The 22,059-nt window shown below is 46.8% G+C and carries 20 protein-coding genes and 1 riboswitch; of the genes, 16 read left to right on the top strand and 4 right to left on the bottom strand.

Going from position 1 to position 22,059, the window contains the following annotated elements:
- Positions 1 to 110 precede the first annotated feature (110 nt).
- The 4 genes from ABJ225_RS00380 (at position 111) to ABJ225_RS00395 (ending at position 3,880) form a co-directional block, all read left to right on the top strand.
- Positions 111 to 1,289: an MFS transporter gene (locus tag ABJ225_RS00380; RefSeq protein ID WP_347317889.1), complete on the top strand. Its 1,179-nt coding sequence runs from the start codon at positions 111 to 113 to the stop codon at positions 1,287 to 1,289.
- 128 nt (positions 1,290 to 1,417) lie between these two features.
- Complete coding sequence (locus tag ABJ225_RS00385; protein WP_056538151.1) at positions 1,418 to 2,830, top strand: SpoVR family protein; 1,413 nt, start codon at positions 1,418 to 1,420, stop codon at positions 2,828 to 2,830.
- A gap of 380 nt (positions 2,831 to 3,210) precedes the next feature.
- On the top strand, positions 3,211 to 3,555 hold the full coding sequence (locus tag ABJ225_RS00390) for a hypothetical protein (protein ID WP_053427657.1): 345 nt from the start codon (positions 3,211 to 3,213) through the stop codon (positions 3,553 to 3,555).
- A gap of 139 nt (positions 3,556 to 3,694) precedes the next feature.
- Positions 3,695 to 3,880: a Fur-regulated basic protein FbpA gene (locus tag ABJ225_RS00395; RefSeq protein ID WP_347317891.1), complete on the top strand. Its 186-nt coding sequence runs from the start codon at positions 3,695 to 3,697 to the stop codon at positions 3,878 to 3,880.
- 461 nt (positions 3,881 to 4,341) lie between these two features.
- Here the strand turns inward: ABJ225_RS00395 and ABJ225_RS00400 are convergent, their stop codons facing one another.
- A complete protein-coding gene (locus ABJ225_RS00400; RefSeq protein ID WP_347317893.1) occupies positions 4,342 to 5,244 on the bottom strand; it encodes an aldo/keto reductase in 903 nt (300 codons plus the stop codon).
- Between the two features lie 91 nt (positions 5,245 to 5,335).
- On the opposite strand from ABJ225_RS00400, the gene ABJ225_RS00405 reads away from it, so the two are divergent.
- The 8 genes from ABJ225_RS00405 to splB all read left to right on the top strand — a co-directional run bounded on the left by ABJ225_RS00405 (position 5,336) and on the right by splB (position 11,346).
- Positions 5,336 to 6,181 carry a phosphotransferase enzyme family protein gene (locus tag ABJ225_RS00405; RefSeq protein WP_347317895.1) on the top strand — a complete coding sequence of 282 codons (846 nt, stop codon included), beginning with the start codon at positions 5,336 to 5,338 and terminating at the stop codon, positions 6,179 to 6,181.
- Positions 6,182 to 6,233: 52 nt separating this feature from the next.
- A riboswitch (TPP riboswitch) is annotated at positions 6,234 to 6,343 on the top strand.
- A gap of 82 nt (positions 6,344 to 6,425) precedes the next feature.
- Complete coding sequence (locus ABJ225_RS00410; RefSeq protein WP_347317897.1) at positions 6,426 to 7,403, top strand: ABC transporter substrate-binding protein; 978 nt, start codon at positions 6,426 to 6,428, stop codon at positions 7,401 to 7,403.
- A 6-nt stretch (positions 7,404 to 7,409) separates the two neighbouring features.
- Entirely contained in the window at positions 7,410 to 7,703 is a 294-nt protein-coding gene (locus ABJ225_RS00415) for a thiamine-binding protein (RefSeq protein ID WP_056538140.1), read from the top strand.
- Entirely contained in the window at positions 7,700 to 8,461 is a 762-nt protein-coding gene (locus tag ABJ225_RS00420) for an ABC transporter permease (protein WP_347317899.1), read from the top strand. The genes ABJ225_RS00415 and ABJ225_RS00420 overlap by 4 nt, the downstream gene beginning before the upstream one ends.
- The gene (locus ABJ225_RS00425) at positions 8,458 to 9,204 is read left to right on the top strand and encodes an ABC transporter ATP-binding protein (protein ID WP_347317901.1); all 747 of its coding nucleotides are present in this window, start codon (positions 8,458 to 8,460) and stop codon (positions 9,202 to 9,204) included. The genes ABJ225_RS00420 and ABJ225_RS00425 overlap by 4 nt, the downstream gene beginning before the upstream one ends.
- Positions 9,188 to 9,967: a TatD family hydrolase gene (locus ABJ225_RS00430; RefSeq protein ID WP_347317903.1), complete on the top strand. Its 780-nt coding sequence runs from the start codon at positions 9,188 to 9,190 to the stop codon at positions 9,965 to 9,967. The genes ABJ225_RS00425 and ABJ225_RS00430 overlap by 17 nt, the downstream gene beginning before the upstream one ends.
- Positions 9,968 to 10,062: 95 nt before the next feature.
- Positions 10,063 to 10,308, top strand: a complete 246-nt coding sequence (locus tag ABJ225_RS00435; protein WP_347317905.1) for a transcriptional regulator SplA domain-containing protein — start codon at positions 10,063 to 10,065, stop codon at positions 10,306 to 10,308.
- 9 nt (positions 10,309 to 10,317) lie between these two features.
- On the top strand, positions 10,318 to 11,346 hold the full coding sequence (gene splB, locus ABJ225_RS00440; RefSeq protein ID WP_347317907.1) for a spore photoproduct lyase: 1,029 nt from the start codon (positions 10,318 to 10,320) through the stop codon (positions 11,344 to 11,346).
- 296 nt (positions 11,347 to 11,642) lie between these two features.
- On the opposite strand, the gene ABJ225_RS00445 is transcribed toward splB, so the two are convergent.
- Positions 11,643 to 11,930, bottom strand: a complete 288-nt coding sequence (locus ABJ225_RS00445) for a low molecular weight phosphatase family protein (RefSeq protein WP_218245677.1) — start codon at positions 11,928 to 11,930, stop codon at positions 11,643 to 11,645.
- Positions 11,931 to 12,417: 487 nt separating this feature from the next.
- Between ABJ225_RS00445 and ABJ225_RS00450 the strand changes: the two genes are divergently transcribed.
- Both ABJ225_RS00450 and putP read left to right on the top strand, forming a co-directional pair.
- Positions 12,418 to 13,665 (top strand): dicarboxylate/amino acid:cation symporter, encoded by a 1,248-nt coding sequence (locus ABJ225_RS00450; RefSeq protein WP_218245678.1) that lies wholly within the window; start codon positions 12,418 to 12,420, stop codon positions 13,663 to 13,665.
- 321 nt (positions 13,666 to 13,986) lie between these two features.
- Complete coding sequence (putP, locus tag ABJ225_RS00455; RefSeq protein ID WP_347317910.1) at positions 13,987 to 15,459, top strand: sodium/proline symporter PutP; 1,473 nt, start codon at positions 13,987 to 13,989, stop codon at positions 15,457 to 15,459.
- Between the two features lie 64 nt (positions 15,460 to 15,523).
- On the opposite strand, the gene ABJ225_RS00460 is transcribed toward putP, so the two are convergent.
- Together ABJ225_RS00460 and ABJ225_RS00465 are read right to left on the bottom strand one after the other, a co-directional pair.
- Positions 15,524 to 16,915 carry a cryptochrome/photolyase family protein gene (locus ABJ225_RS00460; RefSeq protein ID WP_347317912.1) on the bottom strand — a complete coding sequence of 464 codons (1,392 nt, stop codon included), beginning with the start codon at positions 16,913 to 16,915 and terminating at the stop codon, positions 15,524 to 15,526.
- 155 nt (positions 16,916 to 17,070) lie between these two features.
- Positions 17,071 to 17,601: a universal stress protein gene (locus ABJ225_RS00465; RefSeq protein WP_218245680.1), complete on the bottom strand. Its 531-nt coding sequence runs from the start codon at positions 17,599 to 17,601 to the stop codon at positions 17,071 to 17,073.
- 667 nt (positions 17,602 to 18,268) lie between these two features.
- On the opposite strand from ABJ225_RS00465, the gene ABJ225_RS00470 reads away from it, so the two are divergent.
- Both ABJ225_RS00470 and ABJ225_RS00475 read left to right on the top strand, forming a co-directional pair.
- Positions 18,269 to 20,026, top strand: a complete 1,758-nt coding sequence (locus ABJ225_RS00470; protein WP_347317914.1) for an ABC transporter ATP-binding protein — start codon at positions 18,269 to 18,271, stop codon at positions 20,024 to 20,026.
- Positions 20,023 to 22,041, top strand: a complete 2,019-nt coding sequence (locus ABJ225_RS00475) for an ABC transporter ATP-binding protein (RefSeq protein ID WP_347317916.1) — start codon at positions 20,023 to 20,025, stop codon at positions 22,039 to 22,041. Before ABJ225_RS00470 ends, ABJ225_RS00475 begins: the two co-directional genes overlap by 4 nt.
- The last annotated feature ends 18 nt before the right edge of the window (positions 22,042 to 22,059 follow it).

Consider the following 22,059-nt stretch of genomic DNA (forward strand, 5'->3'; position numbering starts at 1 on the left):
TAGAATGTATGATATAATGGTCGTTATCAATGAAAAGAAGGGAGATTGGCAATCCGATGTGAGTTCAGCTTTTTTTCTAGCCTGAAAATTGAATAATGGGAGGAAAAAAGATGAAATCCATCGCATTTCGACATCTCTGGTTCGGTCAGGCGTTAGCCAATCTTGGCGACGTCTTATATATTGTGGGACTGATTTCGGCCGTCTATACCATGACGGGTTCGGCCGTTTATATGACTGCTGTTCCACTGATCATCACCTTTTCACGTTTCGTCAGTTCAGTGGTGGCACCGCTCCTCATGAACAGAACGACACTCAGGGCATTGCTTGCCTGGTCGCAGGCTGCAAAGACTGCTTTGTTGTTCATTGTTCTGTTCGCGCTCCAAAGTCTTTCCGTTTGGCCGTTGCTTATGCTGGGTGCAGGGATCGCCTTCCTTGATGGTTGGGCCCTACCGGCGCGGAATGCATTCGTTCCCTATCTTGTTAAAAGGGAAGAGTTGATGGGGGCAAACGGTTTTTTATCCACCGTCGATCAGATCATCCAGTTCTCTAGTTGGGCCCTTGGGGGAGTGTTGCTCTCGCTTATCGGGGTTGATTATCTCTTTGTCACCGTGTTCATTCTGTTCCTTGTCAGTACGGTCTATATGTTCCGGCTCCCTGCAGCCCTGAGGACCAACCTGGAAGAACGAAAATCATGGTGGGCGCAGCTCGGTGAAGGCTGGGTTCTGGTGAAAGAGAAAAGAGGGCTTGTATCAGTGTTTTGTGTGTATGCCCTTGAGTCCATCGCCGCCACCGTGTGGATCGCGGCTGTTCTCTACCTGTATGTCGATCGCCAGCTTGGTAAGGGGGAAGAATGGTGGGGATTCATCAACAGCGCCTTCTTTATCGGTCTGCTTCTTGCATCCATCGTCATCTTCCGCTATCACGGGCTGTTCAGCAGAAAGCGGGCATCGATTCTTCCACTGACCATCATTATGACATCGGTCATCACCCTTTTCTTTGCCTGGAATGAACTGGCCATTTTGGCCCTCGTCCTTTCTCTGTTGTTCGGTTTATTCGATCAGCTGAAAACGATCATACTCCAGACGTATCTTCAGGAGAGTGCACCACCAGATGAATTGGGCAAAATCTATGCAGCCCAGGGAACGTTGACGACCTTGCTGTTCGGTCTTTCTTCCGCAGGTGCAGGTTTACTCGTGGAGAAATGGTCGATACCGGCGGTCTTCACTGTCTCAGGCATCCTTCTTGCTCTTTCAATCATTCCGATGACGGTATTCTTGAAGGATGAATAAGCTTCACCCACGTGTCGTGTCGGCACGTGGTTTTTTCGTCTGTCAGAGGTCAATTGCTCCCAGTTCCTTTCATCAAATGGCCGACCTTATCATACAGTTAGATAAGAGTGATATTAAGGGGGATGGCGATGAATTTAGAGGAACAGCGACAGTTGCAGTATGCAATCGCTGAAATTACCGAGATTGCTTCTGGATTTGGATTGGACTTTTACCCAATGAGATACGAAATTTGTCCTGCCGACATCATTTATACATTCGGTGCTTACGGGATGCCGACCCGTTTCTCCCATTGGAGCTTCGGCAAGCAGTTCCATAAAATGAAGCTTCAGTATGATCTGGGGCTGAGCAAAATTTATGAGTTAGTCATCAATTCGGATCCATGCTATGCCTTCCTGCTCGATTCGAATGCTTTGATACAGAATAAATTGATTGTCGCTCATGTGCTTGCACACTGTGATTTCTTCAAGAACAATGTGAGGTTCCGAAACACGAAGCGGGATATGGTCGAGAGCATGTCGGCGACGGCGGAGCGCGTGAGACAGTATGAAATCGAACACGGGAAGCAGGAGGTCGAGAACTTCCTTGATGCAGTTCTTGCAGTGGATGAACATATCGATCCTTCCCTTATGCGGCCAAATCTTTCATGGACGATGGATGATGTGGAATGGGTAGAGGAAGAATCGGCCCCTGTCACACCCTACGATGATCTTTGGTCCCTGGATGAAAAGCCAAAAAAGATCCAGACGAAAAAGGTGAAAAAGAAATTCCCGCCTCAACCCGAAAAGGATATCCTGCTCTTCATTGAACAGTACAGCCGTGAGCTTACCGATTGGCAGCGTGATATCTTGACGATGATGAGGGAGGAGATGCTCTACTTCTGGCCACAGCTCGAAACGAAAATCATGAATGAGGGCTGGGCTTCCTATTGGCATCAGCGCATCATCAGGGAAATGGACCTCACATCGGGTGAATCCATCGAGTTTGCCAAGTTGAATGCAGGGGTCGTCCAGCCGTCACGGACTCAGATCAACCCTTATTACCTCGGCTTAAAGATCTTTGAAGATATCGAGGACCGCTATGATCATCCGACAGAGGAGATGAAGAAGCGGGGTGTGAAGGAAAACTCGGGAAGGGAAAAAATGTTTGAGGTGAGGGAGATCGAATCCGACATCTCATTCCTGAGGAATTACCTTACGAAAGACCTCGTGACAAGGGAGGATATGTATCTCTTCCAAAAGCAGGGTAAGGACTACAAGATCGTAGACAAAGAGTGGACCCATGTAAGGGATCAGCTTGTCGGGATGAGGGTGAACGGTGGATTCCCATACATCACAGTCGATGACGGAGATTATATGAAGAGCGGCGAGCTGTACCTGAAGCACTGGTTTGAGGACGTGGAACTCGATATTAAATATTTGGAGAAAGTCCTTCCCTATCTTCATCAGCTTTGGGGAAGACCGGTCCATATGGAAACCCGGGTGGAAGGAAGGAATATGCAGTTCACCTATGATGGTCGGAGCGTACAGAGAAAATACCTATAAGAGATTGGGACAAAACAAAAAAGATCATGACGAACAATATCAGTATGGCTTCTTTATACCGCTCATGATTTCCGTGCAAGACTTCGCTTTCCGCAGGTAGCCCGTGAGCCTCCTCGGCAAGCCTGCGGGGTCTCACATCCGCTACTTTTCCCGCAGGAGTCTTCGTCTTGCATTCCAATCAACCGCTAGGAACAAATAAATAGTAATGGTCATGAAACAAATCAAAACCCGAACTATCTCAGGCAAGATAGTTCGGGTTTTACTATAACTAAAACACTCTTGTCCCAGCCTCTTATTCCATATCATCATGCACAGACCGACCTGGATTTTTGTTCTAAAACCATGTCCTCCTTTATAAAATGAATCAAGGAGGCGATTGTATGGCTGAAGTCGAAGTATTCATTGGAGACCTGGAAGATCCTGCTTTTCAGTATGAAGGCGGTGATTGGAATCATAATTATCCGAAAAGGATCAGTCCGTTTCTTCCTGATGGATCCGATCTTTTCTACAAGATCCTGGATGGTATTTACAAAAAAGAGTTGGTGGGAAGACAAACGGATTGGGGAAGCCACACGTGCCTGCTCTATCCTTATGAAATGATCCAGGTGCTGTCAGGCCATTACGCCCACAGGAGAAAAGGGGAAGATGTAGAAAGACTGTTCAGGATGATACTGGATCTTGATCCGGGAATCCAATACGGGCTGGTAGCCTGTGAAATGGGGTAAGGTGAATCTTTTCACCCAGTGGAAAATCAACCTCTAATAAGTTCGGAGAAATGAAGGGATATTTTACTCCACCAATCCATATTGCTTGGTTTGAAACCTTCCATAATTGGGGTATACACCTCAATTGGAGGGGTTGAAAATGTTACACCAAGAAAATGAACTAAGTACAATCAAAAATTCAAAAAAAGACTTCTACATTCAACAGCTCTTACGAATTGGAGTTTATAAATATAAAGATAAACAGCTGTATGAATTGCCAATGGGAGAGCTTCAGGAAGTGTATCTCGACTTCTATGTAGCTCCTGATAATATTAGGAGGAAATAAAAATGACGATCTGTAGAGATCGTCATTTTTATTTTGGTTTTTCGTCTTATGCTTGTCGGGTCAGAACGAGCCCCCTCCGCTTTTCTTCTTGTCTAGCTCCGGGGCTTGAGGCTCGAGGTCATAAGCCAAGCCACCCAAAAAGGCAAAGAACGCCTTTCTGGATGGCTCGACTTATGCTTGTCGCCTCAGAACGAGCCCCCATCCGCTTTTCTTCTTGCCTAGCTCCGGCGGGTTGACCCTCGAGGTCATAAGTTAAGAACCCCAAAAGGCAAAGAGGGCCTTTCAGGGTTCTCGTCTTATGCTTGTCGGGTCAGAGCAACCCGTCTCCGCTTTTCTTTATGTCCAGCTCCGGGGGCTTGAGGCTCGAGGTCATAAGCCAAGCCACCCAAAAAGGCAAAGAACGCCTTTCCGGGTGGCTCGTCTTATGCTTGTCGCCTCAGAACTAGCCCCCTCCGCTTTTCTTAAGGTACTTCGTGGCCCATTGAGGCGTGGAGGATTTCGAACCACTGGTCGTGGTTTAAGGTGATGTTCAGTGAGTTGATGGCTGATTGGATTCGTTCTTTTTTGCCCGAACCGACGATCGGCATGATGCGGGCAGGATGGGTGAGAAGCCAAGCATAAAGGATTTCGTCGATTCCGTTGGCGTCTGTTTCGCCCTGTACTTTTTCAAGTGCAGCACGCAGGCGGTCGGCTTTTTCATCGCCTTGCTTGAAGATGGCTCCTCCAGCAAGAGGTGACCAGGCCATTGGCGGCACCTTCTTCTCCTGACAAAGGTTCAACGTGCCGTCTTCGATGTTTTCAAGCTCGTAAGCAGATAGTTCAATCTGGTTAGTCACGAGAGGGAACGGAAGATGTGCCTGCAACATGGACCACTGGTGATGTTTGAAATTCGAGACACCGAAATGTTTGACCTTACCGGCGTCTTTTAACTGAGTGAAGGCGTCTGCTACTTGTTCCGGATCCATGAATGGATCGGGACGGTGAATCAACAGGACATCGATATAGTCAGTTGACAGGTTCTTGAGTGACTGATCCACAGATTCAAGGATATGGGATTTAGACGTATTGTAATGGTGGGTACGATGCTGCGGTCGTTGTTCGGAAGGAATGACGATTCCGCATTTAGTGACGATCTCCATGTGGTCCCGCAAAGAAGGCTTCAGTGAAAGGGCCTCTCCGAACAGCTCTTCACATTTGTACGAACCGTATAGATCTGCGTGATCAAATGTCGTAATGCCTTGTTCAAGATCATGCTCGATCAATGAAAGGGTTTCTTCTTTTGTATAATCCCAGTCTGCAAGTCTCCAGAAACCATGGATGATCCTTGAGAAACTTAGGTCTTCTGTGATTTTGATTCTTTCCATCGCGCATTCCTCATTTCATGCAATTGGTATGTATGGTGGTTAGACAGTCATACTAATGAATATCTTACTACACAGACGGGTGGAACACGAAATGCTAGACTTTTTTACCGCATTTTTTTCTGAAGAAGATGCAGAAGAGTTCAAGGTGAAAAAGATAAGTGGAAGCGTGTGGGCTGCTCATGGTCCCGAGGGCATCTTTTATATCAAGCGGAGGACGCAGATGAAGTTGGAAGAGAAGCTCACCTCCTATCTTCATGAGCGGTCCATCCGGGTGGAGATGCCTCATCCCGCAAGGCATGGAGGAAACATGTTCTGGGCGGATGGATGCGGGTACGCCTTATACGCATGCATTCCCGGAATCCGACCGGGATGGGAAGTTCCGATCATGTCAGCTGTCGGAAACACGTTGGCCAAGCTTCATTCAAGTTTCATGCACTTTCCGTTCGAAGGAGTCAAATCGTGGGATATTTCCCTTCATACGTGGGAGTGGATCCTTCAATGCAGCCATTCTCCTGTTGCCAAGTGGGCGCGGTCCGTTGTGAAGCATTTTTGCAGTTTGGACCTTGAAGGAGGAAAGCAGCTGGTGCACGGTGATGTTCACCCCGGGAATCTCCTTGTCGATGAAGAAGGGAGTGTTGGCATCATCGACTTTCAGCGGCTCCGTGTTGCCAACCGCATGGCTGACATTGCCTATTTCTGCGCACACCTCATCATTCATAACGGTATATCATGGCCGTTGATCACCGCATTCTTAAAGGGGTACGGTGCTGAGTCAACATTCAGGGAGGGAGACGGCGCACGATTCATGCATCATCTTACCATGTTCATCGTTCAATATACCTTTTATCTACGTAGGGAACCCTTCGTTGCATTTTCCCAGCTCATAGAGGTATCCGAAGCGGTTGAAGATCTGATGTCCCCCTCAAGAAATGCTTGAAAACCATAAGATACTATGGCAAAGTAGGAATGAAAGATAACGCCCGATATCGTGATTATTGTAGGGGGACCGGTGTGGCCGGTTGAGAGTGCATCCATCAGATGCTGACCCTTTGAACCTGAACTGGCTCATACCAGCGTAGGAAACAGATCGTAGACAGAATTCTTGTTTAATGATGCGTCCTAGGCTCATGAGCCTCGGGCGTTTTTTTTCTGTACATATTTTGTGAAGGGGCGTATGCATCTTGAGAAAATGGCTCATGGTCGTAAGTTCAATCCTTCTGCTGACTGCTTGCAGTGCAGGAGGAGCTGAAAAAGACAAGCTCAAAAAGGTATCGGTCGTCCTTGATTGGACTCCGAATACGAACCATACCGGTTTGTATGTGGCAAAAGAAAAAGGATATTTTGAAAAGCAAGGACTGGATGTCGACATCATCATGCCAGGAGAGGCTGGTGCTGACCAACTGGTGGCATCGGGAAAGGCGGACTTTGGTGTAGGGTATCAGGAAGGTGTCACACAGGCAAGGGTACAGGATGTACCGATCGTCTCGATTGCGGCCATCATCCAGCATAATACATCCGGATTCGCAGCACCGAAAGACAAAGGGATCACCAAGCCTGAAGATTTCGAAGGCAAGACCTACGGTGGATGGGGTTCTCCCGTAGAGGAAGCGGTCATGGGCTCGATCATGAAACAGGAAGGAGCCGACGTGAAGAAGGTCAACTTCGTGAATATGGGGGACACAGACTTCTTTACGGCTGTAAAAAGGGATATCGACTTTGCCTGGATCTTTTATGGCTGGACGGGAATCGAAGCCGAACTCCGGGGGGAAGAACTTGATATGATGTATGTCAAAGATTACTCGGATAAACTTGATTACTATACTCCTGTCCTCACGACGAACGAATCCCACATAAAGGATGACCCTGACACGGTCAAAGCATTCCTGAAGGCAGCAACGGAAGGATATGAGTACAGTGTCGAGCATCCGGATGAAGCAGGCAAGATCCTTCTGAAAGAAGCACCCGACCTTGATGAAGAGCTCGTCATGAAAAGCCAAGAATGGCTTGCACCGAAATACAAAGACGATGCGGATAGATGGGGAGAGCAGAAAGCGGAAGTATGGAAGAACTACGCTGATTGGATGTTCGATAATGGACTTCTCGAAAAGAAACTTGATAGTCAAAAAGCATACACAAATGAATTTTTACCTGGAGAGTGAGCATAAATGGCAAATGCATTGGTCAGTATTCAAATCATCCCGAAAACGAAGAATGGTGAAGATGTCATCCCTTATGTGGACGACGCGATCGCAGTCATAGAAGAATCGGGAGTGAACTATGAAGTGAATCCTTTAGAAACGACAATGGAAGGTGAACTCAGCGAGTTGTTCAAGATCGTGGAGCGCATGAATGAGAAGATGATCGCAAGGGGAAGCGTGAATGTCATCTCTCAGATCAAGGTTCTCTATCAGCCTCAAGGAATCGAAATGACGGATCTTACCGGTAAATACCGTTCATGATGAACGGAATCAGGAAGGGATGGCGGCCGGTTTCGGCCCTCATCCTTTTATTCATCTTCTGGCAGGTGGCGGTAACGGTGTTCACCATCCCCCAATGGCTGCTGCCATCCCCTATGAAGGTCATTTCCGAAGGCTTGTCTTCCTGGGACTCCTTCCACATCCATCTTACTTCGACAGTCGGGCTCTCCGTTTCCGGGTTCTTGATCGGATGTGCGGCGGGGATCGCTGTGGCTGTCACACTGCATCTTCTTCCAGGGGTGAGGGAGGCAGTCTATCCGCTGATGATCTTATCGCAAAACGTCCCCATCATCGTCCTTGCACCTCTACTGGTCATATGGTTCGGTTTTGGCCTGCTGCCTAAATTCCTGGTGATCACGCTTGTGTGCTTCTTTCCGATAGCAGTCTCCACCATGGACGGGTTCAGGCAGACGCGACGCCATTATATTCACTATATGAAAATGGCTGGGGCCACCAAGGGGCAGATCTTCAGGAAGGTGGAGTGGCCCCATGCCCTTCCATCCATCTTCTCAGGTCTGAAGATTGCGGCTACATACAGCGTCATGGGAGCTGTCATTTCTGAGTGGCTTGGGTCTCAGAAGGGAATCGGTGTCTATATGACGCTTGCTTCCTCGGCATTCAGGACCGATCGTGTATTTGTGGCGATCTTCGCCATCATGATCTTGAGCTTGTTGTTTTTCACGTTCATCGTCCTACTGGAGAGATGGTGTGTGAAAGGGAAGAAGGAGGAGTTGAAATGAGTCAGCTACACATCAAGTCTTTATCGAAGCAATTCGATCATCACCCTGTCCTTCGGGATCTATCCCTTCAGGTTGAAGAAGGGGAGTTCGTGTCCATCCTTGGCCCTTCAGGCAGCGGGAAAACTACACTCTTTCATTTGATCGGCGGGATGATGGAACCTGAAGAAGGCTCCATCATTCTCAACGGGAAGAATATCAACGGTAAGACCGGGTTCATCAGCTACATGCCGCAGGATCATGCGTTATTACCGTGGAGAACGGTTCTCGGAAATGTGATCCTGGGTCAGGAAATTCACGGGAGGAAAGACGAGGAACAGGCTAGAAAGTGGATCGGGCGTGCAGGACTTTCAGGTTATGAGGGGGCGTATCCCGATGAGCTCTCCGGTGGGATGAAGCAAAGGGTCGCTTTCATCAGGGCCTTGATGAGTCCGCAATCCCTGCTGTGCCTTGATGAGCCGTTCTCCAGTCTGGATGAGTTCATAAGGCTCGACATGCAAAAATGGCTCATGGATATCTGGGAAGAGGATAAGAGATCAGTTCTCTTCATCACCCATAACATTGACGAAGCCCTTTTCCTATCCGACCGGATTATTGTTTTATCAGGTAAACCGTCAAGCGTACAGAAGGAATTCCGGGTGCCCTATCTACGCCCAAGGGATGAACAAATTATTTTAAGCGCGGAATTCCTCGAGTACAAAAAAGAAATCTTCCGGGAGTTGACGAAGTATGTTCAACATGATTGATGCACACATCCACTGGGATGCCTATTCTCCCGGGAAACGCACGGGAATCCTTGATTCTCTCGATACACATGGGATTAGAGCGATGATTGCCGTGTCGATGAACTTGAAGTCGAGCCGGGAGACGCTGGATCTCTCCGTGATGGACAGCCGGGTGAAAGCGGCAGCCGGGTTTCATCCGGAACAGGAGCTGCCTTTCGAGGAAGAAATTGAGGAATTATTCACCTTCCTCGATCAGCATGCCAGCTCACTGGTGGCTGTGGGGGAGGTGGGTCTTCCTTATTACAGGATGCAGGATGATGTCGATCTTGAGCTCAAACCTTATGAAGAATTACTGGAGAGGTTCATTGTGAAAGCGAAGGCCCTTAAAAAGCCTATTGTGCTCCACTGCATCTACGAGCATGCCGACATTGCTTCCGATCTGTTGGAACGTCATTCTGTCGAGAAGGCGCACTTCCATTGGTTTAAAGGGGACGAAGCGATTCTTGAGAGGGTGCTCTCCAATGGATATAAAGTATCGGTCACACCGGATGTGATGTATGAAGATGGAATTCAAAAGATCGTGCAAAAATCTCCGCTTGATGCCATCATGGTGGAAACCGACGGCCCCTGGCCGTTTGAAGGGCCATTTAAAGGGCAGATGACCCACCCCGGTATGATGGGCCGGACCATCAAGTGCATCGCTTCAATGAAAAATATGGACGAAAGCGAAGCTGCCGAGAGGATTTTCACCCAAACAAAACGATTTTACGGGCTCTCCATTTGAATGGAGAGCTTTTTTGGCATAAGCAGGTATTACCAACATATTTGATCCCGGGTAGGAAAAAATGAAAAGGAATACGAAGGAAATGGGTGAACCCTATGGAAATCAAAAATCAGGATTCCGTCTATCAGGCGGGGGATGTTGTCTATGTGATCTACCGCAATCCCCATACTCAAAGTGTGGCGAATGTCCAGGCTGCAGCAGTGGTGAATGATCCGGACCATCCCGAAGAACTTGCTCTGTTCATGTACGAAACTTATTATCCTTTGACGAATGAAGTTGCAGTTTACGCATCGGAAGCAGATGCTGAAGCGGCCTACACACAATCATTCGGTCAGATGTAGGAGGACAAGATGCTGAAACCATTCATGCCCCAGCTGGTCTACTTTGAACCGGGCGCTCTAGAGTACCCCCTTGGGAAACAGCTTAAAGAGAAATTTGAGAAATTGAACGTGGAAATCCGCTACACCACTTCCCACAACCAGGTGCGGAATTTGCCGGGGGATAACCACTTCCAAAAATACAGGATCGCAAAATCCACCTTGGTAGTCGGGGTAAGGAAGACCCTGAAGTTCGACACCTCGAAACCTTCCGCAGAATATGCGATCCCATTTGCCACAGGGTGTATGGGGCACTGCCATTATTGCTATCTTCAAACGACGATGGGGAGCAAACCGTATATCAGGACCTACGTGAATGTGGATGAGATCTTTGAAGCGGCTGATCAATATATCAAGGAGCGCACGCCTGAATTCACCCGTTTCGAGGCTGCCTGTACGTCCGATATCGTGGGTATTGACCATATTACGCATACACTGAAGCGTGCAATCGAGCACTTTGGGCAATCAGAACACGGTAAGCTGCGATTCGTGACGAAATTCCACCATGTGGATCACCTTCTGGATGCGAACCATAATGGGAAGACACGCTTCAGATTCAGCATCAACGCCGATTATGTGATCAAGAATTTTGAACCCGGTACATCGAGATTGGATCAACGAATCGAGGCCGCTGCGAAAGTAGCAGAAGCAGGGTACCCGCTAGGCTTCATCGTAGCGCCCATCTATCTTCACGAAGGATGGGAAGAAGGGTACAAAACCATGTTTGAACATCTTGAAGCCACTCTGCCCTCATCGGCTAAAAAAGATCTCACATTTGAGTTCATCCAGCATCGATTTACAAAGCCGGCTAAACGGGTGATCGAAAAAAATTACCCAATGACGAAACTTGAACTCAATGAAGAAGAACGTCGCTATAAGTGGGGGAAATATGGCATAGGAAAGTATATTTATCAGAAAGACGAAGAACAGGATATTAAAGATCATCTATACGGTTATATGGAAAAGGCTTTTCCTCAAGCAAAACTGGAATACTTCACATAAAAAATGAGATTGGGACAAAACAAAAAAGGTCATGACGAACAATATCAGTATGGCTTCATTATACCGCTCATGATTTCCGTGCAAGGCTTCGCTTTCCGCGGGTAGCCCGTGAGCCTCCTCGGCAAGCCTGCGGGGTCTCAGATCAGCTACTCTTCCCGCTGGAGTCTTCGTCTTGCACTCCAATCAACCGCTAGGAACAAATAAATAGTAATGGACATGAAACAAATCAAAAACCCGAACTATATCAGGCAAGATAGTTCGGGTTTTACTATGACTAAAACACTCTTGTCCCAGCCTCAATTCATTCGGATGGAAGGTAGAAGGGATTCAAGATCCCTGACCTTCATGGCAATCTCGTCACAGATTTCTTGGAAAAATACCCACTCCTCCAATTCGGAGGTGGAACGTTTTTCCGGGTTGGGGAGATTCCAATGGATGACTTTTTCGTCCCATTCTTCCGGGAACTTGATGGCGTCGTCCAATTCTTCGTCGTAGATCGTGACGATCAGGGAGGCACCAGCGAGTTCGTCAATTTGAATGGGGTCCCTTTTTAGGGTGTCTATATCAATGTTATATTCCTTCATGGCAAGGGTACTAAAGCTTATTTCATGGTGTTTTCTCGTTAATCCAGCACTTTTAAAAGCCCAGCCGGACATGTCAAGCCTTCCAGCCCAACCTTCAGCGATGGAGCTTCGATCCTGGCCAGGTGAAAGAAAGTAAACGGTATTTTTCATTCTATCATGTTCCTTTCTCGAATCATCATGCTGTTAGTATAGAATATACCCGATTAACCTAAATTTAATCATATCCGGTGTTTTGTATATTATTCCAATGATAAAAGGTATATTGGAATATTTTTGTGTGCATCCATCCGTGTATGGAAAGTCAATAGGGATAAGGATTTATTGGTTGTAATGACAGATGAAGTGATGGTGGATGGTCAATTATAGTAATTTAGTATAGTTTCTCCCAACATTGCATTTCCCTATGGAATGTTAAAGCGGTTTCAGATAATATGAGGTGGGGTAAAGAAATTAGAATTATCTTTAATTTATGTTTGGGAGGCAGAAAATGAAGCTGAATCTAACCGCAAAAATCATCATAGCCCTGATTCTGGGTGCAATTGTAGGATTGATATTAAACATCTTTGCAAAGGATCTGTTTAACATACTCGATCCTTACCTATTAACTCCGTTAGGGAAGATATTCCTTAACCTGATCAGCATGCTTGTCGTACCGATTGTATTCTTGTCCATCGTCCTTGGGACCGCGGGTCTGGGGGATCCGAAGAAACTCGGGCGAATCGGTTTGAAAACCGTAGTATTCTTCCTTACGACGACATGTATTGCTATCATCATCGGTTTGGCACTTGCTTATGCCATTCAGCCTGGTTTGGTAGACGGAATCGATAAATCACAGGCCGAAGGGTTTGAAACCGAGGAAGCTCCACCTGTGAGCGAAACTCTTCTCAATATCATACCGCGGAATCCGATCGCCGCCATGAGCGAAGGGGACATGCTTCAAATTATTGCCTTTGCCATCTTCATCGGCCTTGGGCTGACGGCACTGGGTGATAAGACAAAAGGGATATTAAAGCTTTTCGAGCAGGGAAATGACTTGATGATGTATCTTGTGGGAATCGTCATGAAGTTTGCGCCCTATGGAACATTCGGCCTTATTGCATCTGCCATTGGAAGCCAGGGGACGAGTGCATTAAAAGCCATGTGGCTGTATTTTGTCGTGGTACTCATCGCCCTGATTGTTCATGGTGTCGCTGTTTACGGTTCGGCAGTCGCTGTTCTTGCAAAGAAGAATCCTTGGTGGTTCTTCAAGAACTTCAGTCCTGCCATGAGTGTCGCATTCAGTACATCCAGCAGTAATGCAACACTTCCGGTGTCAATGGAAACAGCTCAGAAAAATCTAAATGTCTCCAAGAGCATCAGCTCTTTCGTTCAACCATTAGGTGCAACAATCAACATGGATGGTACAGCCATCATGCAAGGGGTAGCAACCGTATTTATTGCTCAGGTATATGGGATTGATCTGACAATGACGCAGCTGCTAACTGTCGTCTTGACTGCTGTTTTAGCAAGTATCGGAACAGCCGGAGTACCGGGTGTCGGGCTCATCATGTTGACCATGGTACTGAGCAGTGTGAACCTTCCGGTTGCGGGTATCGGGTTGATCCTCGGGATTGACCGTCTCCTGGATATGGCAAGGACGGCTATCAATATCACGGGTGATGCAGCATGTGCCGTGTATGTGAATGAGGCTGAAAAAAAACGTATTATTAAGGAGCAACGAGGGGATATCGCTTAACTTTTAAACCTGAGAAGGATATCGTAAAAGATATCCTTCTCAGGTTTTTTGAGTGTATAAAAACCTGGATAATAATGAATAAATATAAATTTTTTGCATTTTTAGGATGATTCGGTGTTTAAAATTATCGCAATGTTTGGTAGTGTGTAACTATTCTCTATTTTCAGGATGGGAATGCAAGGTAGCTTTTTAAGCAAAAGGGAGGTGAATGGAATGGAGGGGTTTACGCTGGCCACATGGTTTTGGTTGCTTGTGCCCATGCCTCTATTAATTATTTTGTCGATGGTATCCTGGATCCTACAAAAGAAGAAGGAGTAGATTATGTCTATCAATATTGAAACGCTAGTAACACTCATTATCTATTTAGTCGTCATGTTGATCATCGGATACATAGCGGGTAAGATGACCAGTGATTTATCGGATTATGTTCTGGGAGGAAGGCGGCTTACTCCTGGTATTGCAGCTTTGAGTGCAGGAGCATCCGATATGAGTGGATGGCTTATGCTGGGTCTGCCGGGGGCGGTTTACCTGTTTGGTATCGGGCAGATTTGGCTTCCACTCGGGCTGTCTATCGGAGCCTATTTGAATTGGCAGATAGTGGCCAAGCCGTTACGCGTATATACCGAGGTGGCAAATGACTCGATTACAGTGCCGGATTACTTTGAAAATCGGTTCCACGACACCAGTAAGACTCTCAGGGTCGTTTCAGCTGTCATTATCCTCATATTCTTTACCTTTTACACTTCTTCCAGTTTGGTAGGTGGGGCCATCCTATTGCAAGAGTCCTTTAATATGGATTATAAGTTAGCTTTATGGGTGGGGGCAGCGGTCATTTTGTCCTATACCATTTTTGGGGGGTTCCTGGCCGCAAGCTGGACAGACTTCCTTCAGGGAGTTTTGATGTTCTTAGCCTTGATCATCATTCCGGTTGTGGTCATTTACCAGCTCGGGGGATGGAGTGAGACCGTCCAACTTGTGGGGAGTATCAACCTCGCGCATCTTGATGTCTACACCGGGGCGACACTTGCCTCAGTGATTTCCCTGTTAGCTTGGGGATTGGGCTATTTTGGACAGCCTCACATCATCGTCCGCTTTATGGGAATCAGATCGACACGTGATATCCCTAAGGCACGGTTTATCGGGATGACTTGGATGATTCTGTCCCTTTTAGGTGCTGTGTTCATCGGATTTGTGGGAATTGCCTACTTTGCCGATAACCCCCTTGAAAATCCAGAAACCGTATTCATCATGTTTTCACAGATCTTATTCAATCCTTGGGTGGCAGGGATCCTATTAGCCGCCATCCTTTCTGCCATTATGAGCACAGTTGATTCTCAGTTGCTCGTATCGTCCAGTGCACTTGCACAAGACTTCTATAAAGCAATCTTTCGGAAGAATGCTAGTAAGAAGGAAGAAATGTTTGTAGGCAGGATTTCAGTTGTGGTGATTGCTATCATCGCGATCTTCATGGGCTATAATCCGGATAGTAAAGTCCTTGATCTGGTGAGCTATGCCTGGGCAGGCTTCGGTGCGGCATTCGGACCTCTAATCGTCATCAGCCTGTTTTGGAAAAGGATGACGAAGAATGGTGCACTCGCTGGAATGATTGTGGGTGCCTTAACCGTGATTCTTTGGGCCATCCCCAAAGGAGGCTTCTTGGGAATCTATGAACTGCTTCCTGGATTTGTCCTTTCATCCCTGGCCATCATCTTGGTCAGTTTGTTAGGAAGACCACCATCTAAGGGCGTGAAGGATGAATTCGATATCGTAAAAAAACGACTAAAAGAAGACTGAAGATGCACAAAAGCCAGGAGGACCGTACTAACGGCTTCCTGGCTTTAGCTGATTATTGGGACTGCTATTTGATTTTCTGGTATCGGGCGAGTGCTCGTTCCCTGGCAGCTTTATGGTCGACGATCGGTTCCGGATAGGTAGTTCCAAGGTGAACCCCTGCCTTGTCCAATACATGTTTTGGTGCTTTAGAGGGTTCGTGTATAAATTTAGCAGGAAGATCCTGTAGCTCAGCTACCCACATTTTAATGTAATCACCTTCAGTATCAAACTTCTCACTTTGCAAAGTTGGATTGAAAATGCGAAAGTAAGGGGACGAATCAAGTCCGGATCCTGCCACCCATTGCCAACCCATGGTATTATTGGCTATATCTGCATCGATCAAGGTATCCATAAACCATTTCGCTCCTTCCTGCCATGTAATCAGCAGGTGCTTTGTCAGAAAAGATGCAGCTATCATGCGTACTCGATTATGCATGAAGCCAGTAGCCCAAAGCTCCCTCATGCCGGCATCAACGATTGGATACCCTGTTTTTCCTTTCGTCCACTGAATGAACGCTTCGTCATCCGCTTGCCAATTAAAATGGTCAAACTTATCATTCAATGGCTTTTCGGTTGAAGAGGGGAAGTGTAAGAGGACAGAATAAGAGAACTCACGCCAAATCAGCTGGCGAATGAAAGGTTCAACCGGTTCGCTTCTTTTCAAGAGAGAATGGTACATACTCCGTGAAGAAATAACACCTAGAGCTAGATAGGGAGAAAGGGTGGAGTGTGAGCCGTTCGCAGGGAAATCTCTCCTTTGCTCATATGTTTTCAATCTGTTTTTGGTGAAGGAATTGAAACGTTTGATAGCGGCTTTATCACCAGGCTCCCACATGCTTTCCATGACGTGATACCAATTAATATCTGGGAGAAGTCCCAGTCCTTCAAGGGAAATCCCCCAAGATTGATCCGGGACACTCAACTCCTTTATCCTCGGCAGTGGTTTTGGGACCTCATGCTTCCTGAATTCATTGTAGAAAGAGGTGAACACTTTATAGGGAGTATCGTCTTTTTTCTTAATGGTCCAAGGAGGGAGAAGAAGACTTCCTTCAAAGGTTTGTACTTCGATCCCCTTGTCATGAAGTTCCTTTGCGATGACCAGATCCCTCTCATACGTATCAGGTTCATATATCCTGTTCCAATAAACGGCATCTGCCCCGCATTGGTGAACCCACTCCCAGAGTCTTTCTTTATAATCCCCTTTGTCATACCAAATCCGCCCCCCAATCTGTTTCATGGAGGCATCCAGCGCTTTAAGATTTTGGTGGACCCACCATCCTTTAGCTCCGCCCGGTGTATGACCATGATCTGCTATATAGAGTGGAAGTACGGGTCCTTTCTTTAATGCGTGCGTAAGTGCAGGATGATCATGGAGACGAAGATCATCCCTGAGTACCACAATTGTCAATTTATCCATAGTACGATTTACCTCCTGTTGACTACTTCCCTTCATTTTATTTTTCAGTATAGTGAAGGAGGACCTATAAGACAAAATCGGATGGGCTTCAAAAGTTCATGAGAACGGTAAAGGGAATAAAAAATGGAATGGGTCATCCACCCATTCCATCTTGTTTACTTCACGACTAGAACGTTTGTATCGCAGTTTTTTACGACTTTTTCACTGACGCTTCCAAGCATCAGTTTCTTCATTCCGCTTTTTCCGCTGCTTCCAAGAATGACAAGATCAATATGGTTCTCCCCTGCATATTCGCAGATTCGTTTGTCTTCCGAGCCTGCAAGATGAATGTAATCGGCTTCGATTTTGTGAGGAGCGAGCTTTTCCTGCACGTTCTTCAGGACTGGGTGGATTTCGCGGCCTTCCGTAATAGCTTGGCGCTCCGCTACACCATCGTAGACATTCGGATCAGGGGGCGGAGCGCTGTTCCCTACGATCTGCTGGTCGAGACCCGGGGATGCACTTGCCATCATATGGGGGGGGGTGGTGAAATGATCGACTGCCTGATTGGGCATTTTTTCATCTGTTACGTGTAATATGGTCATTTTTGTATCCAGAGAATGGTTCTTGAGCTTTAGTGCCTCGTCCAGTGCCCTTTTGCTACCATCTGATTCGTCGTAAGCGACTAAAATATGTTGGTACATCATCATCACCTCAAGTTGTGGAATAGTAGTCCTTTACCCTGTTTGGGATGATTTAATCTAGATTGAATCAAAAAAGGAGAAGCAGGGTTTCCGGCTTCTCCAACAACCTTATAAAAGGCTGATAATCCAACCGATCACGACGATGGCCCCGATGACCATTAGGATTGTACGTACCATGGAAGTCTCACCTCTGTTTGTTCGTTTTATCATTTCGCTTATCGTTAAGATACCCCAACAACTACAGATGAAACATGTTCAATCTTTCATTTAAGTGAAAATAATATTGACATTATTCAGAAATTGGAGTAGCTTAAAGTAGGAGACAACACTTAAAAATCAGAAAGGAGTGGCCGTGATGGAGAAAATCAATTCAGCAATTCAACAAACTGCATACTCTTCATCACCTAACCGCTGACTCCTGATTGAATACGAATGAGAGCACAGGTTATGTCGAATGACCTGTGCTTTTTAACGTCCGCTGATGGATGGACAAAAGGCGCTAATCCTTTTGTCCATCCATTTTTTGTTGTTTTCAGGGGACACCCTGTGGCATATACCAATTTTTAGAGGAGGAAAAGGAAATGAACAATGAACATCATTCAGTCACCTTGTCACCAGTGGAGACTGAAGGCGGCTAGCAGGAATCGGATAAGAAGACGGAGGTCAGGATATGTTCAGTATTTTTAAGAAGTTATCATGGTTTTTTAAAGAGAATTGGAAAAGGTATACCGTTGCCATCATTTTATTAACGATCGTGGGAGTACTCGATGTCCTGCCACCCAAGCTGGTTGGAGATGCCATTGATGATATCCAAATAGGTGCCCTCATGTGGGAAGATATTTGGCAGTATGTAGGGCTGTTGATTGGAATCACCTTCGTCTCATACGGAATGACGTACATCTGGATGTATCAGCTTTTCGGAGGGGCGTTCCTTGTGGAAAGGAAACTCCGCTCTCAATTTGTCGGGCATCTTTTGAAGATGACCCCGACCTTCTTCGAAAAAAATCGCACGGGTGATTTGATGGCAAGGGCGACGAATGACCTGCAGGCCATTTCAGTCACTGCAGGTTTTGGGGTGTTGACACTAATTGACTCAAGCATCTTTATGCTGACGATCCTGTTCACCATGGGGTTCCTAGTAAGCTGGAAATTGACTCTTGCAGCCATCTTGCCGCTTCCGTTCATGGCCCTGCTCATGAAAATTTATGGAGCAAGAATCCATACCAGATTCACGGAGGCGCAGGATGCATTCGGGGAACTGAACGATAAGGTACTCGAATCGGTGTCGGGGGTACGGGTTATACGAGCCTATGTGCAGGAGCGGGCTGATGAGAAGCGTTTTTCCGACATGACCGAGGACGTATACACCAAAAATATCGCCGTGGCACGAATCGATTCCTTGTTTGACCCTACCATCAAGGTCCTCGTAGGGATGAGCTATCTAATAGGTCTCGGGTACGGTGCGTATCTGGTTTTCCACCAGTCCATCACCCTTGGACAGCTCGTATCCTTTAATGTGTACCTTGGAATGTTGATCTGGCCAATGTTCGCCATCGGGGAGCTCATTAACATCATGCAAAGGGGAAATGCTTCACTCGACCGCGTTCAGGAGACGCTCTCTTACGAACTGGATGTCGAGGATACAGGTCATGTTGAAAAATATTCAGAACCGGATGGAATTGAATTTCACAAACTGTCCTTCCGCTATCCAGCTTCTGATACCATTAATCTAAAAGAGGTGGACGTCCTGATCAGGAAAGGAACCACCCTTGGAATCGTAGGGAAGACAGGAAGCGGGAAGACGACCTTCATCAGACAAATCCTGAGGGAGTATCCCGAAGGGGAGGGCTCACTGAAGATAGGCGGAATCAGGATTCAAGATCTCCCTATGGCCCTGCTGAGGGATTGGACCGGATATGTACCGCAGGACCATATCCTCTTCTCTAAAACAGTCAGGGAAAACATCCTATATGGAAAAGAGGGAGCAACTGAAGAAGAATTGGAGAGGGCCATCTTCCAAGCAGATTTCAAAAAGGATCTTTACACGCTCCCAGAGGGACTAGAAACCATTGTCGGTGAAAAAGGGGTAGCCCTATCAGGTGGACAAAAGCAGCGGATCTCCATTGCAAGGGCCCTGATCAAAGATCCCGAGATCCTTTTGCTTGATGACGCACTATCGGCCGTGGATGCTAAAACCGAAGCAACCATCATCCAGAATCTGAGGGAGGAACGCCGAGGCAAGACAACGATCATGGCGACTCATAGGATTTCAGCAGTAGAAGAAGCCGACTGGATTCTTGTTCTGGATTCCGGGAAAGTGGCGGAAGAGGGAACCCATGCTGATCTGCTTGAAGCGGGTGGTTGGTATAAACAGCAGTATGATCGGCAGCAGGCTGCTGATCCAGAAATGAAGGGGGTGGGGGCATGAACGTAGGGAAAAGGCTCTTCGACTACGCCCTCCTGTATAAAAAAATAATCATCGCAGCCCTGCTGATGCTCACGGTCTCTGTAGGGGCGGAACTTGCAGGTCCATTCATTGCCAAACAAATGATCGATGAACATATTCTTGGAATAGAGGATGCCTGGTTTGAAACCGGAAAACATGAAGATGCGGTGCTTTACAACGGAAAATGGTATACGAGAGAGAAGTACAGGCAAGGGTCCGATGGCAGTGTAAGCGAAGCAAGGGTCCTGCAAGTCGGAAGGTCCTTCTATTTTGTACCTGGTCCCGTCCCTTCTGATGGAGAGCGTGCCGTTTCCAACGGAAACCTCACTATCAGGAAGGGCGGGGAATCATCGATCTACGATGCAAAGAAATTATCGGGAAGTGAGCTTCTAGCTTTCTATCAGCCGGAAATCCCAAGGATCATCAAGCTGATCGCTTTTTATTTCGGATTGCTGCTTTTTGCGTCTTTCTTCCAGTACGGTCAGCATTTCTTCCTTCAAAAAGCGGCAAATCGGGTCATTCAGAAAATGAGAAATGATGTATTTAACCATATCCAGCGTCTGCCGATCCAGTACTTTGATAATCTGCCGGCAGGAAAAGTCGTGGCACGAATCACCAATGATACAGAAGCGATTCGCAATCTGTATGTGACCGTGTTGTCTACGTTCTTTACGAGCGTCATCTACATTGTTGGAATTTACATCGCATTATTCATACTGGATCCCGGACTGGCATCGATCTGTCTCATTCTCATGCCGATACTGGTTTTATGGACCTATTTATATAGAAGATATGCATCTTCCTATAACCATATCATCAGGAGCAAAGTAAGTGAGATCAATGCAATCATCAATGAGTCTATCCAGGGAATGCCGATCATTCAGGCGTTTCGAAGGGAAAATAGGACGAAAGAAGAATTCGAGGAATTGAATGACACGCACTACCGATACCAGAATAAACTCCTCAGCTTGAACTCTCTTACGTCACATAATCTATCGGCGGTCCTAAGGAATATTGTCTTTGTCGCATTCATTTGGTATTTCGGAGGGGGGGCGCTCGAAGTGGGATCTGTCATCACACTCGGTGTGCTCTATGCCTTTGTCGATTATATTAATCGACTGTTCCAGCCGATTACAGGCATAGTCAATCAACTTTCAAATTTGGAGCAGGCTCTTGTGGCAGGTGAACGCGTTTTCAAACTCCTTGAAGAGAAGGGGACCAACGTCGAAGATGAAAGGATCGGACGGTACTGGGGGGATGTAGAATTCGAGCATGTATCATTCGGATATAAAAAGGGTGAATACGTGCTAAAAGACATTCACTTTTCTGCAAAAAAGGGAGAGACTGTTGCCCTTGTGGGTCATACAGGTTCCGGTAAAAGTTCCATCATGAATCTCCTCTTCCGGTTCTATGATGTCAATGAAGGCTCCATCAAAATTGACGGAAAGGATATTCAGGAGTGGCCTATCCAGGCTGTGAGGGAACATATGGGGATCGTACTTCAGGATCCTTACCTGTTCACTGGGACCATAGCCTCCAACGTCAGTCTAGATCACCCCTCTATTTCACGCCAAAAGGTTGAGGATGCCCTGAAAGCAGTCGGTGGGGAGAAGGCTTTCGCTTCATTAACCAACGGATACAATGAACCGGTTATTGAAAAGGGGAGTACCCTTTCCTCAGGTCAGAGGCAGCTGATCTCCTTTGCACGTGCTCTGGCATTTGATCCGGCTATACTGATACTCGACGAAGCAACCTCGAGTATCGATACAGAAACGGAATCGGTTATCCAGGAAGCGATGGAAGTGGTGAAGAAAGGAAGGACGACGTTTATCATCGCTCACCGTCTATCCACTATTAAAAGCGCAGATCAAATCCTAGTCCTTGACCGGGGAGCCATCGTAGAAAAAGGAACCCATGATCAGTTGATAGAGAGAAAAGGGAAATACTATCAAATGTATCATCTTCAGACCGGAGCATCCGAGGAAGCGGCGGGATAGAAAAATAGCGGCATCCGG

This window comes from Rossellomorea sp. RS05, from assembly GCF_039822645.1.
Taxonomy (GTDB): domain Bacteria; phylum Bacillota; class Bacilli; order Bacillales; family Bacillaceae_B; genus Rossellomorea; species Rossellomorea marisflavi_B.